15 protein-coding genes are annotated in these 16,638 nt (G+C 58.7%); 8 read left to right on the forward strand and 7 right to left on the reverse strand.

The annotated features are described in order from the left end of the window. Position 1 precedes the first annotated feature (1 nt). Both LG327_RS10425 and LG327_RS10430 read left to right on the forward strand, forming a co-directional pair. Complete coding sequence (locus tag LG327_RS10425; RefSeq protein ID WP_404361748.1) at positions 2-484, forward strand: YajQ family cyclic di-GMP-binding protein; 483 nt, start codon at positions 2-4, stop codon at positions 482-484. A gap of 40 nt (positions 485-524) precedes the next feature. Continuing rightward, positions 525-1,937 (forward strand): AmpG family muropeptide MFS transporter, encoded by a 1,413-nt coding sequence (locus tag LG327_RS10430; protein WP_404361749.1) that lies wholly within the window; start codon positions 525-527, stop codon positions 1,935-1,937. On the opposite strand, the gene LG327_RS10435 is transcribed toward LG327_RS10430, so the two are convergent. Beyond that, entirely contained in the window at positions 1,919-2,266 is a 348-nt protein-coding gene (locus tag LG327_RS10435; RefSeq protein WP_404361750.1) for an MGMT family protein, read from the reverse strand. The two genes, LG327_RS10430 and LG327_RS10435, sit on opposite strands and share 19 nt — an antisense overlap. Then, complete coding sequence (locus tag LG327_RS10440) at positions 2,247-3,008, reverse strand: SDR family oxidoreductase (protein ID WP_404361751.1); 762 nt, start codon at positions 3,006-3,008, stop codon at positions 2,247-2,249. Before LG327_RS10440 ends, LG327_RS10435 begins: the two co-directional genes overlap by 20 nt. A gap of 126 nt (positions 3,009-3,134) precedes the next feature. Between LG327_RS10440 and LG327_RS10445 the strand changes: the two genes are divergently transcribed. From LG327_RS10445 to gspD, 6 genes are all read left to right on the forward strand, one after another. Continuing rightward, entirely contained in the window at positions 3,135-3,668 is a 534-nt protein-coding gene (locus LG327_RS10445; RefSeq protein ID WP_404361752.1) for an FxsA family protein, read from the forward strand. A 162-nt stretch (positions 3,669-3,830) separates the two neighbouring features. After that, the gene (groES, locus tag LG327_RS10450) at positions 3,831-4,121 is read left to right on the forward strand and encodes a co-chaperone GroES (protein WP_404361753.1); all 291 of its coding nucleotides are present in this window, start codon (positions 3,831-3,833) and stop codon (positions 4,119-4,121) included. 79 nt (positions 4,122-4,200) lie between these two features. Next, the gene (gene groL / locus LG327_RS10455; protein WP_404361754.1) at positions 4,201-5,853 is read left to right on the forward strand and encodes a chaperonin GroEL; all 1,653 of its coding nucleotides are present in this window, start codon (positions 4,201-4,203) and stop codon (positions 5,851-5,853) included. Between the two features lie 160 nt (positions 5,854-6,013). Further along, the gene (gene gspN / locus LG327_RS10460; protein ID WP_404361755.1) at positions 6,014-6,817 is read left to right on the forward strand and encodes a type II secretion system protein N; all 804 of its coding nucleotides are present in this window, start codon (positions 6,014-6,016) and stop codon (positions 6,815-6,817) included. Next, a complete protein-coding gene (locus LG327_RS10465) occupies positions 6,817-7,653 on the forward strand; it encodes a type II secretion system protein N (RefSeq protein WP_404361756.1) in 837 nt (278 codons plus the stop codon). The genes gspN and LG327_RS10465 overlap by 1 nt, the downstream gene beginning before the upstream one ends. 45 nt (positions 7,654-7,698) lie before the next feature. Further along, positions 7,699-9,684 (forward strand): type II secretion system secretin GspD, encoded by a 1,986-nt coding sequence (gspD, locus tag LG327_RS10470; protein ID WP_404361757.1) that lies wholly within the window; start codon positions 7,699-7,701, stop codon positions 9,682-9,684. Between the two features lie 34 nt (positions 9,685-9,718). Here the strand turns inward: gspD and LG327_RS10475 are convergent, their stop codons facing one another. The 5 genes from LG327_RS10475 to LG327_RS10495 form a co-directional block, all read right to left on the reverse strand. After that, positions 9,719-11,704, reverse strand: coding sequence for a M48 family metallopeptidase (locus LG327_RS10475; protein WP_404361758.1), 1,986 nt, complete (start codon positions 11,702-11,704; stop codon positions 9,719-9,721). A 16-nt stretch (positions 11,705-11,720) separates the two neighbouring features. Then, positions 11,721-12,308 (reverse strand): LemA family protein, encoded by a 588-nt coding sequence (locus tag LG327_RS10480; protein WP_404361759.1) that lies wholly within the window; start codon positions 12,306-12,308, stop codon positions 11,721-11,723. 50 nt (positions 12,309-12,358) lie between these two features. Next, entirely contained in the window at positions 12,359-14,425 is a 2,067-nt protein-coding gene (locus LG327_RS10485; protein ID WP_404361760.1) for a putative bifunctional diguanylate cyclase/phosphodiesterase, read from the reverse strand. 230 nt (positions 14,426-14,655) lie between these two features. After that, complete coding sequence (gene sodB / locus LG327_RS10490; RefSeq protein ID WP_404361761.1) at positions 14,656-15,234, reverse strand: superoxide dismutase [Fe]; 579 nt, start codon at positions 15,232-15,234, stop codon at positions 14,656-14,658. Positions 15,235-15,487: 253 nt separating this feature from the next. Further along, on the reverse strand, positions 15,488-16,603 hold the full coding sequence (locus LG327_RS10495) for a 5-(carboxyamino)imidazole ribonucleotide synthase (RefSeq protein ID WP_404361762.1): 1,116 nt from the start codon (positions 16,601-16,603) through the stop codon (positions 15,488-15,490). Positions 16,604-16,638 lie beyond the last annotated feature (35 nt).

Raw genomic sequence — 16,638 nt, forward strand, 5'->3', positions numbered from 1 at the left:
CATGCCATCTTTTGACATAGTTTCTGAAATCGACATGCACGAAGTCACCAACGCCGTTGACCAGGCCAATCGTGAGCTGGGCAACCGCTGGGATTTCAAGAACGTGGACGCGTCCTTCGAGCTGGACGAGAAGGGTGTAACCCTGAGTGCCGAGCAGGAGTTCCAGCTGGAACAGATGATGGACATGCTCCGCATGGCGTTCGCCAAGCGCAACATTGACAGCCGGGCCCTGTCGGAAGAAGGCGACACCAAATCCGGCAAGCTGATCAAAAAGCACATAGTGCTGCGCCAGGGCATAGAGTCGGATGACGCCAGAAAGATCGTGAAAATGATCAAGGATGCCAAGCTCAAGGTGCAGGTTGCCATCCAGGGAGACAAGGTAAGGGTGACGGGCAAGAAGCGTGACGACCTGCAGGATGTCATTGCCATGCTCAGGGAGGCGGATCTGGACCTGCCCCTTCAGTTCAACAATTTCCGGGACTGATGAGGAAAGCCTGATCTTTAGCTCCGAGCGCCATCAGTTTGTGCGGGACACGATTTACACCTTCACCCGATGGCAGGTGATCGCGCTCCTGTTCCTCGGTTTTTCCGCCGGGCTGCCATTCCTGTTGGTGTTTTCCACCCTGAACGCACGGCTTGCGGACGTTGGGGTGGAAGCCGCCACCATTGGCTTTTTCAGCTGGCTGGGCATAACCTATTCCATCAAGGTCGTCTGGGCGCCAGTTGTGGACCGGCTGCCGCTGCCCGTGCTGGGGCGCCTGCTGGGCAAGCGCCGTAGCTGGATACTGCTGGCCCAGCTGGGAATAGCCACCGGCCTGGTGCTCATGGCCCGGACGGATCCAACCGTCAGCCCGACCATGATGGCGCTGTTTGGCCTGCTGGTGGCGTTTTCCTCTGCCACTCAGGACGTGGCCATTGATGCCTACCGTATTGAGATTGCCGAACCCAGGCTGCAGGCGGCACTGGCGGCCACCTATATATTCGGTTATCGGCTGGCACTGCTGGTGGCTGGTGCCGGAGCCCTTTACCTGGCAGAATTCTGGTCCTGGCAGGTGTCCTATGAGGTCATGGCGCTGCTTGTGGGTGTGGGTGTGCTCACGGTGCTGGTGGTCCGGGAGCCCCGGGTAAATCATTTCAGCGCTGCTGAAGACCTGGCCAATGCGGTTGCCAGGGAAACAGCAAAGCGGGCCCATCTCTCACCACGCATGGCGCGTTTTGCCGGCTGGTTTTCGGCAGCGGTTGCCGGGCCTTTCGTGGACTTTTTTGGCCGTTACCGGGAGCTTGCCATACTTATTCTGGTGCTGGTTGCTGTCTACCGCATCAGTGATATTGCCATGGGTGTCATGGCCAACCCCTTCTATCTGACCTACATGGGGTTCTCCAAGACGGAAGTGGCGGATGTCACCAAGATTTTCGGCTTTTTCATGACGATTGCAGGCTCGCTCACGGGCGGGGTTCTGGTGGTGCGATATGGTGTGCGGCCCATTCTGGTGGCGGGGGCGGTTCTGACGGCGGCAACCAATCTGCTGTTTGTGGTGGTTGCCCAGCAGCCACCGGATATTGCTTTGCTGGCGGTTGTAGTAAGCGCTGACAACCTCAGTGGGGGTATTGCCAACGTGGCGCTGATTGCCTGGCTTTCCAGCATGACCAGTGCGTCATTCACGGCGACCCAGTACGCGCTGTTCAGTTCTCTGATGACTCTGCCGGGTAAATTTCTTGGGGGGTTCTCGGGAATGGTGGTGGCCCGCTACGGTTATATGGAGTTCTTTTTTGTGTCGGCGCTGATGGGTATTCCGGCGATTCTGCTGGCGCTCTGGATGATGCGGCACGGGGCCCGCCTTGATGAGGTATCCCGCGCCAATGATGCAGTCGCTGAAGCAAATAACGAGAAAGACAGGGAAGAGCCGGGGGAGTCGCCTCAGGGACGCCAGCGATAGAGCTTCATGGCGACCCGGCCATCAGTTACTTTGACGCCTTCCGCCGAAAGCAGCCGCCGCTGATGCTCATGGCCTTCAGTCCCCGCTGGCATGGCAATGCGACCATCGCTGCGCAGAACCCGGTACCAGGGCACCTCACTTCCTTCCGGCAGGCGCCCCATCGCGCGGCCGACGAAACGGGCAAGGCCGGGGAGGCCTGCCAGTTCCGCTACCTGGCCGTAGCTGGCGACTCTGCCTTCCGGAATCATGCAGACCACCTGCCAGACTATCTGCTCACGGGAAGGTGTGCCGTTTTCCGGGAAGCCGTCTTCAGAGGCGGAGTGCGCCATCGACTTCGATCATCCGGCCAGACAGGTAGTCATTTTCAAATATGAAGGCGGCAGTAGAGGCGATTTCCTCTGGTTTGCCCATGCGGCGCAGGGGGATGCCTGCGGTCATTTTTTCCAGAGCTTCCGCTTTCATGGATGCGGTCATCTCGGTTTCGATGAAGCCGGGGGCAATGCCCATAACGCGGATGCCGTGGCGGGCCAGCTCTTTCGCCCACACCGGGACAAGCGCTGACACGCCGGCTTTTGCGGCTGAGTAGTTGCTCTGGCCCATGTTGCCGGCCCGGGAAATGGAGGCGATGTTGATGATCACGCCCTGGTCGCCGTTGCTGACCATGTGGGTTGCGGCTTCCCGTCCGCACAGAAATACACCGGTGAGGTTCACGTCCATCACGGCCTGCCATTCGGCGAGGCTCATGCGTTTGACGATTTCACCGTCCCTGTGTTTTACCATCAGCCCGTCACGCAGAATGCCTGCGTTGTTGATCAGGCCGTTCATTTGTCCAAAATCGTCGTTGATGGCCTTGAAGGTTTTTTCAATATCTTCTTCTTTCGCCACATTGCAGGTGTAGGCTTTTGCCTCACTTCCTGCTGCCTTGCAGGCGGCAACGGCTTCTTCGAGCTTTTCCGGCATCAGGTCAATCAGTGCCAGCTTCACGCCTTTCGCGGCCAGATATTCTGCCATGGCCCGCCCCAGGCCCTGACCGCCGCCGGTAATTACAATCACCGAATCTTGAAGTTTCATGTTGTGCCCTAACCAAGTAATGATCTGAGTTAATTTCGTGCCAGAATGGGCGGAGAGTATACCAGATATCCCCTCTACGGCTGCCCGCAGCCAGGCTCCACTCATACCGGAAACGAAGGCCTTTTGATGAGCGTATTTCTCCTCCTTTTTATTGTCATGCCTGTGGTCGAGATGGTCATCCTGATCAAGGTGGGCGGCATGATCGGCGCCCTTAACACCGTTGCCCTTGTACTGCTGACAGCCGTTATTGGCGCCGCTCTTCTGCGCCAGCAGGGACTGGCAACCCTGCTCAGGGCCAACCAGCGCCTCAGCGGTGGCGAGCTGCCGGCGAGGGAGGTGGCGGAGGGGCTGATTCTCGCGATAGGCGGGGCTCTGCTGCTGACCCCGGGGTTTGTCACCGACACAGTCGGCTTTCTGTGCCTTGTGCCTGGCAGCCGCCACTGGCTGGCGGGGCAGTTGCTCAAGCGCATGGTGGTTTCGTCGCAGGCCCAGGGCTTTCATTTCAGGGCCGGGCCGGGCAGCCCCTTTGGTGGCCGAGGCGGCGGTCAGGATCCTTTCGCATCCCCCAGGGGGCGGGAGGACGATGTCATTGAGGGAGAGTATGAGGAAGAGCAGGACAGGCGCCGGAAGGACGACCAGGATCGGCTGGAAAAAAAGTAAAAATTTTTCCGGTGCCCCGTTGAAATGCCTGGGCCGGGCCCCACATAGGGAACACAACTTCGTCGGGGGCGATAAATCGCGTCAAAACAGCTGTTTATCGGCCCCGGCTTTCCACGCAACTGCATCGCCAAATACAAGCTTGGCTATTGGAGAAAACGAGCAATGAAAATTCGTCCGTTACACGACCGTGTTGTCGTGCGTCGTAAGGAAGAAGAAGAGAAAACTGCAGGTGGAATCGTTCTGCCGGGTAACGCCAAGGAAAAGCCTTCCCAGGGCGAAGTGATCGCCGTTGGTAACGGTCGCATCCTGGAAAACGGTGAGACTCGCGCTCTGGCAGTGAACGTTGGTGACACCGTGGTCTTCGGTCAGTACGCCGGGAACACCGTGAAAATCGGCACTGAAGACCTGCTCATCATGAGCGAAAACGACATTTACGGCGTGCTGGAAAAGTAAACCAGCCGCTTATCCGGCCCGGTTAACCGGGCCGGAGATCCGTAACAGCGATTGTTTCAACGAATAGGAAACGTTAGATATGGCAGCTAAAGATATTAAATTTGGTGACAGTGCACGCAAGCGTATGGTTGCTGGCGTCAACATCCTGGCCGACGCGGTCAAGGTCACCCTTGGCCCGAAGGGCCGTAATGTAGTTATCGACAAGTCCTACGGCGCGCCGACCGTAACCAAGGACGGTGTATCCGTTGCCAAGGAAATCGAACTGCGTGACAAGTTCGAGAACATGGGCGCCCAGATGGTCAAGGAAGTTGCTTCCCAGACCAACGACACAGCCGGTGACGGCACCACCACCGCCACGGTACTGGCCCAGGCCATCCTGAACGAAGGCATCAAGGCGGTAACCGCCGGCATGAACCCCATGGACCTGAAGCGCGGCATCGACCGGGCAACCCAGGTAGCGGTCAAGGCCATCCGTGATGCGTCCAAGCCCTGCGACGACAGCCGCAACATTGCCCAGGTTGGCACCATTTCTGCCAACGGCGACGAGACCATTGGCAAGCTCATTGCCGACGCCATGGAGCGTGTAGGCAAGGAAGGCGTCATCACCGTTGAAGAAGGCCGTGGCCTGGAAGACGAGCTGGACGTGGTTGAAGGTATGCAGTTTGACCGTGGCTACCTGTCTCCCTACTTCATCAACAACCAGGACAACATGTCAGCCGAGCTGGATGAGCCCTACATCCTGCTGGTGGACAAGAAGATCTCCAACATCCGTGAGCTCCTTCCTGTTCTGGAAAGTGTGGCCAAGGCCGGCAAGCCGCTGATGATCATCGCTGAAGATATCGAAGGTGAAGCTCTGGCGACGCTGGTTGTGAACAACATGCGTGGCATCGTCAAAACCGCCGCCGTCAAGGCGCCCGGCTTTGGTGACCGTCGCAAGGAGATGCTGCAGGATATCGCCATCCTGTCCGGCGGTACCGTGATTTCCGAGGAAGTGGGTCTGAGCCTGGAAAACACCACCCTGGATGATCTGGGCACCGCCAAGCGGATCAACATCACCAAGGAAAACACCACCATCATCGATGGTGCCGGCGCCAACGCTGACATCGAAGCCCGTGTGGAGCAGATCCGCAGGCAGATCGAAGACAGCAGCTCCGACTACGACAAAGAGAAGCTTCAGGAACGCGTTGCCAAGCTGGCCGGCGGTGTTGCCGTCATCAAGGTTGGTGCTGGTTCCGAAGTGGAAATGAAAGAGAAGAAGGCCCGTGTTGAAGATGCTCTGCACTCGACCCGTGCTGCAGTTGAAGAAGGCATTGTTGCCGGCGGTGGCGTAAGCCTGGTCCGGGCGCTGCATGCCTTGACTGAAGTGGCTGTTGACAACGAAGACCAGAAAGTCGGCGTCAGCATCCTCCGTCGTGCCATGGAAGCACCGCTGCGTCAGATCGTGACCAACGCCGGCGGCGAAGCTTCCGTTGTCATGGACGTGGTCCGCAAGGGCGAAGGTTCCTATGGCTACAACGCTGCCACCGGCGAGTATGGTGACATGCTGGAGATGGGCATCCTGGATCCCGCCAAGGTGACCCGTTCTGCACTGCAGGCTGCGGCTTCCATTGCTGGTCTGATGATCACCACCGAGGCGATGATCACCGACGAGCCGGAAGATGACAAAGCCGGCGGCGGCATGCCCGACATGGGCGGCATGGGTGGAATGGGAGGCATGGGCGGCATGATGTAATGCCCCCAGGCTTTTCAGACACTCAGCTCTGAAACCTGAAAGCCCCGCGGCCCCTCCGGCCGCGGGGCTTTTTTTATTTTTGTCATGAACTTGGCCGGTGGCTTTGTTAAACTCGGGCTCCGATGTTTTCCACGTGAATGGCCGGCGCACTCTATCCCGTATGACCGACTCTGCTTCCCCCTCTTTTCTTCGTCCGGCGAAGGTTTTCTGGCTGTTTCTGGTCGGTCTCCTTGTTTATGGAGCTGTTCTGGTGGCTACCGTGCCGGCCGGATGGGTCTGGCAGCAGGCGGCACCCCGGTTGAAGCTGCCACCCCAGGTCAGGGTCGAGCAGGTGGGTGGGCAGCTCTGGGACGGCGCCGCAGCCCTGTCGTTTGATAATCGGCGCCTGCGTGTTGACTGGAATATCCGCCCACCCTCGCTTTCAGATCTGACTTTACCGGTTGGCTTCTCACTGTCATCTGTTTCTTCGTCGCTGGATGGCGAGGCCATTCTTTCCTGGCCTGAAAGCGCTTCGGTGACCGCGAGCGGCGCCATCCGGGTGCGCGAGTTTGAAGACCTGATCAGGCAAAGCGGCGGTGCCATGCTTGAAGGGGACATTACGGTTGAGAATATTCAGTTCAGTCTGGACCAGGAGGGTCTGGCGCGGGCGCGCGGCCTTGCCACCTGGCCTGGCGGCCTGGTGAGCTGGCCCATGGGCAATGCCATGCAGACGGCGGATTTTCCTCCCATGCAGGCGCTACTGCAGGACAGGGGGGAGCAGGAAGGCCGTGTTGCACTGCTGATTTCAGAGTTGGGCCAGACGACGCCGGTAGCCGAGGCGGACGTCTTCCCCGATGGCATGCTGGAGATTCGTGTATACAAGCGTCTGGTGGACCTGGCAGGGCAATCCTGGTCCGGCGCGGCGCAGCCGGGGGATGTCATTTTCCGGGTTCGACAGCCCATTCTGCCCGGAAGGAGCCGCTGATGGCTGCCATCAAGCTGGGGAACCACCCCCGTCTGGCCCGCTGGCTGGCCAATCTCCTGCTTGTCGGTCTGGTGATCTATTTTGCCGTCGCACTGGCAAAGCTCACCTGGCTGATTGCCTGGCAGGAGCGCCCCATCCCGCAGGTGCAGCAGGAAGGCGGACCCGGTGGGCTCGCCACCATGCCAGACACCACGCTGGCAGCTTTTAACATGTTTGGATCGCCTCCCCGGGATGCGCCGGTAGCCGAGGTTATACGGAAATCAGCGCCTGAGACCAGGCTGCGTCTTCGCCTTGAAGGGGTGCTTGTTGCAGAGCAGCCGGAGCAGTCCGGTGCTATAGTTGCAGGATCGGATGGTGTAACGGCACACTACCGCGTCGGTGAAACTCTGCCCGGCAATGCCGAACTGGTGGAAGTTGAGCCCGGCCGGATACTGATCAGGCGAAATGGCCAGTTTGAAACCCTGACTTTCGAAGAAAGTGAGTCTGCCGAGTTGATCACTGAAGAAGAAACAGTGTCGGTATCCTCGCCGGAGGACTTTGTCGCTCAGGCCCGGGAGCGGCTGGATGCCGAGGGGGTGCAGGCTCTGAATCAGTTTGGACTGCGTCCCGTAGAGGAAGGAGCCGGAGAAGGCTATGTCTTTGATGGCTCCAGTCCCATGCTTCGGGCGCTCAACCTGCAGGAGGGGGACGTCATCAAGGCAATCAACGGCCACACCCTCGGTAACCTGGAGCAGGACCGGGAGCTGCTCGAATCCTGGCGCTCCGAGTCTCAGCTTGAGATAGAAATCGAAAGGGGCGGTGCCCGCTTCACAGTAAGCTATGCCTTGCCACAGTAAAATCAGTCCGGATTACCGGAATTTGAAACAGGACGCGGTTCTTGCATGATTAACCTGAATACATCTTCCCTGCGGATTATGCTGCTTGCTTCGCTGCTGCCGCTTGTGACGACCGCCGCAGCCCAGTCGTCGTCGCAGCCATCCTCCAATGCACAGGAAACCCAGGGAACCTGGCGTCTGAACCTCAAGGATGCGGATATTCGCGCGTTTGTAACCCAGGTTGCCGACATTACCGGCTACAGCTTCGTGGTGGATCCGCGGGTGAAAGGCAAGGTGACTGTTCTGTCCAGCGCACCGATGAACAAGGATGAAATATACGATCTGTTTCTGGCGGTGCTGCAGGTTCACGGCTTCACGGCTATTCCCGGCGAGGAGGTGATCAAGATCGTCCAGCAGGTAGACGCCAAGCAGTCCGCTGAGTCTCTGAGCCGCTTTACCGAGATCCCGTCAGAACAGCTGATCACCCGTGTCATCCAGATTGATAATGCAAACGCCCTTGAACTGGTGCCCATCCTCCGTCCGCTGGTTGCAAAATATGGTCACCTTGCGGGTGTCGCAGCGGCAAATGCCCTGATTGTGAGCGATCATTCCGCCAATATTCAGCGGATCGAGAGCATAGTGCGGGAGCTGGACAGCCCGTCCAAATACGAAGTGGAAGTGATTCAGCTGGAAGAGGCCTGGGTGGGCAACCTGGTAACCCTGCTCCAGGAGCTGGCCCCGGCAGAGCTTGGAAGTGGCTCCGGCGATGCCGCCCGTAAATACAGTGTAACTGCAGACGAGCGCAGCAATCGGCTGATTCTGCGGGGAGACGAAACCTTCCGTGACAAAATGCGTGGGCTCATCACCAAGCTGGATCAGCCTTCGGCAATGGGCGGCACCACCACAGTGATCCGGCTGAAACACGCCGATGCCAAGTCTCTCACTGAAATACTGAAAGGCGTCATGGGCAACATTGCCCAGGCCGCCGAGGGTGGCACTCAGGGGCAGCGCAGCGAGGGCTTCTCCGTTTTTGCGGACGAAGGCCTGAACGCGCTGGTTGTCCGGGCGGAGCCCTCCATGATGCAGGAGGTGGATTCCATTGTCTCCCAGCTGGACATACGCCGCGCCCAGGTGCTGATTGAAGCCGCCATTGTGGAAATCAGCGACGAGCTTGGCGAAGATCTTGGCGTCCAGGTGGGTGTGGTTGACGAAGAGGGAAGCTCTTCTCCCATTGCTGCCTCCAACTTCAGCAACGTAGGGCGGACTCTGGGTGAGGTAGTCGGTGCGATAGTCTCGGATCAGGTGATCGCCCCTGCCACAGGCGGTCTGACGCTGGGTGCGGGGCAACGTGCCGATAACGGCATCACCTGGGGCGTGCTGTTGCAGGCTCTGTCCACCTCAGCCGCAGCGAATCTGCTCTCCACTCCGAGCATTATCACCCTGGACAACCAGGAATCCGAGATCATTGTTGGGCAGAACGTTCCGTTCCGTACCGGCCAGACCACCAACACCAGCGCCGGCCTCGAAAACCCGTTCACCACCATTGAGCGTCGCGACGTAGGCCTTACTCTGAAAGTGACACCCAGCATCAGCGCCGATGGGCTGGTGCGGCTGGTAGTGGAGCAGACGACGGAAAACGTCGCGGACAGCATCCAGAACGCCTCGGACATAGTCACCAACAAGCGGGAGATCAAGACCACGGTGCTGGCGGACGATGGCGAGACAATTGTGCTCGGGGGGCTGATTACCGAGGATTACCGGATCAACCGGAGCCAGGTGCCGCTGCTCGGAGACATTCCCTATCTTGGCCGCCTCTTCTCTTCTGAGTCCGAAACCAGGGTCAAGCGCAATCTGCTTGTTTTCCTGAGGCCAACCATCATGCTGGACAAGGGCGATACTGTGGCTGCAACGTCACAGAAGTACCGGGGGCTCTGGGACGTGAATCTGGGGGTAAGGAAAAAGCTCGGCCTGACCGACGAGAAGAACCAGCCACCCATCGAAACGCTGTTCAAAACGGACTCGATGGATCCTGAGGTAAAAAGCGTCCAGTAGACGCCTGACAGCACAGCCGGGAGCTGACTGCCGGTCAGTCCCTTGCGACCATCAGCAGAGGCATCGGGCAGTCCAGCTGGTCTGCGACCAGTCGCAGGACGGTGTATTCCCGGCTGCTGACCTTGCTGTCGTCCAGAACGCAGTGAGCGCAGGCGTCTATTACTGCTGGCTTGAGAAGGGGAGACAGCTGATTGAGCTGCTTCAGGGCATCCCTCAGTTGGTGAATGTCCACACGACTGGCCAGTTCCCCGTTTCCATCCTGTCTTCCGGCAAACCCTGCCATGGCCTCTTTATGCAGTTTTGCTGCCTGCTCCGGTGTTCCGGCGGCAGCTCTCGCAGCCAGACTGAAAAGACAGTGAAGGCTGCCCATCACTTCCCGGTATGAACGAAAGCGAACCGGAGTCACTCGCCCGGCACCGGGACTCAGGTGCCGCTGCAGAAAGCTCGCCTGGGCGAATTCGAACAGGCTCAGCCTGCCATCTGCCCGTATCAGCTTGTGAACTTCACCAATCAGGGCGTCCGCTTCCTGTGGGTCGAGCTTGCGCAACGCCGGCATGGCAAGTTCCAGGGCCACAAAGCCGAGGGCCCCGTCAGAATTCCGGAGCGTAGGCAGAAATTTGTCCAGCAGGTCAGTCTGGGGCGCGAGCAGGGAGCTTCCTTCAAGCAGAGAAAGCCTTGCTCTAAAGGCCTCGTCGTCCAGACCCTGGAGCAGCAGAGCGTAGCACAGCTGTACGGCGCCAGCGCGGGTGTAGAGGAGGTTGCGGAAGGTGGCGGGCAGTCCTTCCAGCAGCGCTACGGCGTGAAGCTCACTGGCTTGTGAAACCGTGCCGGCCTGCCGCGAGGGCCATGCCTCCCCCAAGGACTCTGAATGGCCTGCAAAAGGTGCCGTAATGGCCTGCAGGTTATCGCCGATTCGGCCGGAAAAGGCTGCAGCGCCCGGCGCTCCCGACATTCCCGGCATTCCGGGCACGGCGCCAAGCCCGGTCTGGCTGGCGGGTTTGGTGTCCCGCAGGCGGCTTTTCAGCCGTGCCAGCATTCCCGGCTGGATGGCGTTGATTCGCTGGTCAAGTGGCGGATGGGAAGCCAGCAGCCGGCTGAAGGTCATAGGGGTGCTTTCACCAATGCACATGTGGTTCATATCACTGGCATGGCTGGTGGTGTCCAGGTAACCACCCCTGAGTCCGATTTTGTACAGGGCGCTGGCTATTCCTTCAGGATTCCGGGTGAATTGCACCGAGGAGGCATCGGCGAGCATTTCCCGCTGGCGGGAGACCGCAGCCTGGATCAGCCGACCGAAAAACACCCCCACATAGCCGATGGCCATCAGCGCCAGACCGGCAATCACCGCAATGCCCTGGTCGCGACCGCGTCGGGAGGACGTCCGGAACCTGGTACTCCGGAACAGAAAAGAGCCAATCTGTCCGATCATGAGTATGCCGGCCAGTAGGGCAATCAGCCGCACATTCAGGCGCATGTCACCATTGAGAATATGGCTGAATTCATGTCCCACCACGCCCTGCAGCTCATCCCGGGTGAGTCCGGTCAGAGCGCCCTGGGTGACCACCATCACCGCCTCGGTGGGGCTGTACCCGGCCACGAAAGCATTGATGCCGGTTTCCTGGTCCATCACATAGAGCTGGGGAACAGGCACGCCGCTGGCAATGGCCATTTCTTCCACTATATTGCGGAGCCGGCGCTCGTCAGGATCCTGACCTGAAGGATCCAGCAGACGGGCATTGACCATTTTGGCTACCCGCTCACCGCCGTCCGCCAGGTCAATCCAGCGCACCAGTGAACCACCCCCAATAAGCGCCACAACCACGCCAGCAGTGATCAGACCATGCTGGCTGAGCAACCAGTCGGTGAATGCCCAGGAGGTGGACTCGCTGCGGGTGAGGAAATAGCCCACCGCACACACCGCGAGAGTAATAAGGATGACCGCGATGGAGAAGAGCACAACCAGCCAGCCGGTATTCCGCCTGGCGCTCGCCTGTCGATCGAAGAAGCCCTGAACAGCCATGGGTCAGGTTCTCCGGCTAGAACGCAACTTTGGGGGCCTGGCGCGCCTCGGGAGACTCAAGTTCCAGCTGGGAGGTTGGCTTGAAGGCAAGAAAGCCGGCCAACAGGTTATTGGGGAACTGCTCGCGGTAGGTGTTGTAGGTCATCACCGTGTCGTTGAAGGACTGTCTGGCGAAGGCCACGCGGTTCTCGGTGCTGGCGAGCTCCTCCATCAGCTGCTGTACTGTCTCGCTGGCCTTCAGGTCCGGATAGTTCTCTGCCACGGCGTAAAAGTTGGCCAGGGCCCGGGTCAACATGTTCTCGGCGCCGCCAAGTTTCTGGATTCTGCTGCCATCGGCAGGGTCGCGGGCAGCGTCTTTCTGAGCGCTGACGGCGTTGTTGCGGGCTTCCATAACCTCGGTCAGCGTATTGCGTTCGTGAGCCATGTAGGCCTTTGCAGACTCCACCAGGTTGGGGATCAGGTCATGGCGACGCTGCAGCTGAACATCTATCTGGGCGAAGGCATTTTTGAACTGGTTTCTCAGCGCGACCAGACGGTTGTAGATGACGATGGTAAAGATCACTGCGCCGGCTATGACAGCGAGGCCGATCAGGGTGGTGTCCATGGCGACTCCTTTGCTTGGAAGTGTGCGGGTTTGCTCAGAAATGTGCGGGTTCAGGTAACGTGTTCTGCAAGCCTGCCGTGGAAGCCTGCGACGAATATCTCGAAATCGGCGGGCAGCAATGGCCTGCTGAAATAGTAGCCCTGAGCCAGCTGGCAGCCTCGCTGGCGCAGATAATACTCCTGTTCCTCGGTTTCGACACCCTCGGCGATAACGGTCAGGTTGAGGCTCTTGCCCAGATCAATGATGGTGTTGGCAATCCGGGTGTCTTCGTCGTTGATCAGCAGATCCTGCACGAACTGTTTGTCAATTTTCAGGTGCTGGACAGGCATTCGCTTGAGGTAGGTCAGGGACGAATACCCCGTGCCAAAATCATCCACGGCAATGCTGATCCCTTTGCTACGCAGCTCCTTGAGCTTGTCAACCGCATCCTCGAGATTTTCCATGAAGCTTGTTTCCGTCACTTCCAGCTCAAGGCGGCCGGGCGGAATAGCGTGCCTGCGCAGGGTTGTCAGAACCGATTCCACAATATTCGCCTGTTTGAGCTGAACCGCGGACAGGTTCACCGCGATCCGTATGGGCGTGCCCTCCCTGGCCCAGAGCGCGGCCTGGCGACATGCCTCATCCAGCACCCATTCGCCTATCTCCACAATGGTGCCATTGAGCTCTGCGAGGGGAATAAATTCGTCCGGAGGGATAAGCCCCCTGTCGGGGTGAGTCCAGCGAAGCAGTGCTTCGGCACCTATGACGCGCTGGCTTTCGAGATTGATCTGTGGCTGATAGACCAGGTGAAACTGCTGCTGCGCCAGCGCCATGGAAAGATCCTTTTCCAGTTTTTTGCGCTCACGGATTTCCTGGTCGACACGGGCCACATAGTACTGGAAATGATCCCCGCTTTTACCCGTGCCCTTGGCGAGGGTCATGGTCTGTTCTGCCCGCTGCAGCAGCTGGTCCGCATGGCTTGAGTCGGCGGGGAAAAGGGCGATGCCCATGGTTGCGGATACCCTGACTGCGTGGCTTCCAACAGGAATTGACTCCCCGATTTTCCCCAGCAGCCACTCCGCGGTTGCAGCTGCCTGGTAGCTGTCTTTCAGATGGTGCTCCACAAGTACAAACTGGTCGCTACCGAGGCGCCCCACCATCAACTGGCTCTCGCCGGTGTCGCTGGACAGCCGCTGGGCGATCTCCTGCAGGATCTGGTCTCCCGCCTGGTAACCAAACTGCTCGTTGATTCCCTTGAAATCATCAATACCGCAACAGTAGACCGCCAGAATCTGTTTGGAGCGACGATTGTCTTCAATGGCTCCACCAAGCATGCCGAGGAATGTTTCGCGGATAGGCAGGCCGGTCAGGTGGTCGTACCTTGAGAGGCGACTGACCCGATCTTCGGCCTCGAGGTGTTTTTTCTGGTTTTCCGAGATGGCCACCAGCAGATTGTTGGTAGCATTGACCCAGAGGCCAAGCTCGTCCCGGTCGTGACCTGACGGCACCTCAAGCAATCGATCATCCGGGCGGTCCGGGTTGACCCGGGTCAGTGAACTGATGATTCGCAGCAGTGGCCGGGTCAACAGCATGTGGTACACGAAATACAGAACCAGACCCAGAATGACGGCCCGGGCGATGCCGGAAGTAAACGTAAGCGTAGCCCGCTCAAGCCAGGTGTAGGCGGTATGGGCCGTGTCGTAATGAACCTGCAATATGCCATAGCGGGTATCGGGGGCGGACCGCCGGGTCAGGTCGATCGAGTAGATGCGCTCGGGCCTGAAAATGGGGTCGGTCATCGGGCGAAAGGATTCCGATTGCAGTGGGCGGACGCTTTCAGCCAGAGGTTCCCCGTCAGGATGGGCAATTCGGGCGTAGCGGATGGCTTTCTGCTGGAAAAGCCCATCAACCACCTGCTGGGCGAGCTCGCTATCGATGCTGAAAACCGCCTGGGTAGCCGCGTCCCGGACCAGGGCGAGGGTCTGGGCTGCCTGCTGGTCCAGGTCGTGGGAGACTCGTCTGGCGTCGAGGATGATCTGTGTTGTACTCAGCACAATGCCACTCACGAGGGCGACTGAGAGCACCCACCGCAGGATGCGATACCCCAGACGATGTTCCAGCTCGAAGAATGTCTTCATTGGGCCCCGATTATTATCATTATTTACTGGTGCTGTACTACTTGCTCTGTCAGTTCCCGGGCGGCAGAACCGGCAGCTCAGCATCAGCAGAGTATGGATCAGAAGAACACAGTTGCGCCAATCAGGACTGCAGTTTTTCAGAAATTCCCCGTCCTGACCGTTTCAAAATGTAGCGGGGCGCAAAAAAAACGCCCGCAAAGGCGGGCGTTCTGCTCCGGGCAACGGCCTGATCAGGCGAGGTTGCTGTTTACGAAATCCCAGTTGACGAGATTCCAGAAGCCTTCCAGGTACTTGGGCCGGGCGTTCCGATAGTCGATATAATAGGCGTGCTCCCATACATCGGCGGTCAGTACAGGCTTGTCTGCCCCGGTCAGAGGGGTTTCAGCGTTGCTGGTGTTGACGATAGCCACGCTGCCGTCCGCCTTTTTGACCAGCCAGGTCCAGCCTGAGCCAAAGTTGCCAACGGCTTTCTCGTTGAACTCCTTCTTGAAGTCTTCAAAGGAGCCAAAGGCCTTGTTGATGGCGTCTGCGGCAGCGCCGGTGGGCTCGCCTCCGCCATTGGGGCTCATGCAGTTCCAGTAGAAAGTATGGTTCCATACCTGGGCTGCGTTGTTGAACAGCGGGCCGCTCGAGCTCTTGATGATATCTTCCAGCGACTTGCTGGCGTGGTCGGTACCTTCAATGAGATCGTTGAGCTTGGTCACATAGGTGTTGTGATGCTTGCCGTAGTGATACTCAAGGGTCTCTGCGGAAATGTGCGGTTCAAGAGCGTTTTTTTCGTAGGGCAGTGCTGGAAGTTCAAATGCCATGAGGTCGTTCTCCCTGTTTTCTCTCATTTGATCACGATCGACCTGAGGGCCTGCCGTGATTCGTGGATTGACTCTTATTAAAGCAGAACATTAAGCCGTTTGACTCCTCTTACGTCCGGAGGAGTCAGGATGGATCAGGATCTCAGCTGCGGGTTGCCGTTTATCCATGAGCCCTGATACATCCAGGGCCGGGCTTTAACCACTAAAGGTCGGGGCGGTCAGCCGGCTTTTCAACCCCTGTGCCAGCGGATTATCAGCTCCGGGTGAGAGAGCAATGGAATTCAGGAACGCCGGCCAGGAGTTCCGCACAGTTGCGGACGCGCCATTTCAGTTCCTGATAGTCGTCCGCCAGCACGTTGATGTGTCCCAGCTTTCTGCCCGGTCGTTCCGCTTTGTCGTAAAGGTGCACGTGGGCGTAGGGAAGTTCCAGAATCCGTTTCAGGTCGCCGTGCTCGCCAATGATGTTGATCATGCAGCTCACGCCGCGCGCGGCGGTGTTTCCCAGCGGCTGGCCGGTCACCGCCCGTATGTGATTTTCGAACTGGCTGGTGAAGGCGCCCTCTATGGTCCAGTGCCCGGAATTGTGAACCCGCGGTGCCATTTCGTTGGCTACCAGGCCGGTGTCGGTTTCAAACAGCTCAAGGGCCATCACGCCGACATAGCCAAGCTCATTCAGAATTCTGGCCATGTACTGCTCGGCATCCTTGCGGACATCGGGGGCAAGGCCTGGCGCCGGAGCGATGGAATATCGCAGAATGCCCTGTTCGTGAACGTTTTCGGCCAAAGGGTAGAAGGCGACCTCGCCAGCCTCACTTCGGGCAGCGATCACGGAGACTTCCCGGTGGAAGTCCACGAACTTTTCCACCATCAGCCGTTTGTGCCCAATTGAAGCCCAGGCGGCTCTGGCATCTTCAGCAGAATGGAGCACTGCCTGACCCTTGCCGTCGTAGCCCTCGGTGTTTGATTTGGCGACAACGGGGCAGCCGAGTTCCAGCGCGGCTTTTTCCAGTTCCTGTTCACTTTCGGCCATGCGCCACTGGGGTGTCGGTATCCCGAGTTCTCCGAACAGGGATTTCTCGGCCTCGCGGTTCTGGCAGATCTGAAGCGACCTTGGGGTTGGATGGACAGGGCGGACCGCAGCAATTTTTTCAACCACTTCAACCGGCAGATGCTCAAACTCGTAGGTGACCCGGTCAACCCGGTTCAGAAAATCCTCGAGATACTGGCCATCCCGGTCGATGATGATTTCACCCAGGCCGACGCTGGGATTCCCGGACAGGTCATAGAAGACAAAGGTATTGGCCAGGGGATAGCCTGCCAGTGCCAGCATCCGGCCAAGCTGTCCGGCACCAAGAATGCCAATTCTCATGGATGCTCTCCTGTGGTAATAAACCGGTTAATCAT

The organism is Marinobacter sp. (assembly GCF_044799475.1).
Classification (GTDB): Bacteria; Pseudomonadota; Gammaproteobacteria; order Pseudomonadales; family Oleiphilaceae; genus Marinobacter.

Coding starts and splice junctions, on each gene's coding strand:
- gspN (WP_404361755.1), top strand. CDS start 6,014: ATGACCGACTCTGCTTCCCCCTCTTTTCTTCGTCCGGCGAAGGTTTTC.
- LG327_RS10465 (WP_404361756.1), top strand. CDS start 6,817: ATGGCTGCCATCAAGCTGGGGAACCACCCCCGTCTGGCCCGCTGGCTG.
- LG327_RS10440 (WP_404361751.1), bottom strand. CDS start 3,008: ATGAAACTTCAAGATTCGGTGATTGTAATTACCGGCGGCGGTCAGGGC.
- groL (WP_404361754.1), top strand. CDS start 4,201: ATGGCAGCTAAAGATATTAAATTTGGTGACAGTGCACGCAAGCGTATG.
- sodB (WP_404361761.1), bottom strand. CDS start 15,234: ATGGCATTTGAACTTCCAGCACTGCCCTACGAAAAAAACGCTCTTGAA.
- LG327_RS10425 (WP_404361748.1), top strand. CDS start 2: ATGCCATCTTTTGACATAGTTTCTGAAATCGACATGCACGAAGTCACC.
- LG327_RS10495 (WP_404361762.1), bottom strand. CDS start 16,603: ATGAGAATTGGCATTCTTGGTGCCGGACAGCTTGGCCGGATGCTGGCA.
- LG327_RS10480 (WP_404361759.1), bottom strand. CDS start 12,308: ATGGACACCACCCTGATCGGCCTCGCTGTCATAGCCGGCGCAGTGATC.
- LG327_RS10475 (WP_404361758.1), bottom strand. CDS start 11,704: ATGGCTGTTCAGGGCTTCTTCGATCGACAGGCGAGCGCCAGGCGGAAT.
- LG327_RS10485 (WP_404361760.1), bottom strand. CDS start 14,425: ATGAAGACATTCTTCGAGCTGGAACATCGTCTGGGGTATCGCATCCTG.
- LG327_RS10445 (WP_404361752.1), top strand. CDS start 3,135: ATGAGCGTATTTCTCCTCCTTTTTATTGTCATGCCTGTGGTCGAGATG.
- LG327_RS10435 (WP_404361750.1), bottom strand. CDS start 2,266: ATGGCGCACTCCGCCTCTGAAGACGGCTTCCCGGAAAACGGCACACCT.
- groES (WP_404361753.1), top strand. CDS start 3,831: ATGAAAATTCGTCCGTTACACGACCGTGTTGTCGTGCGTCGTAAGGAA.
- gspD (WP_404361757.1), top strand. CDS start 7,699: ATGATTAACCTGAATACATCTTCCCTGCGGATTATGCTGCTTGCTTCG.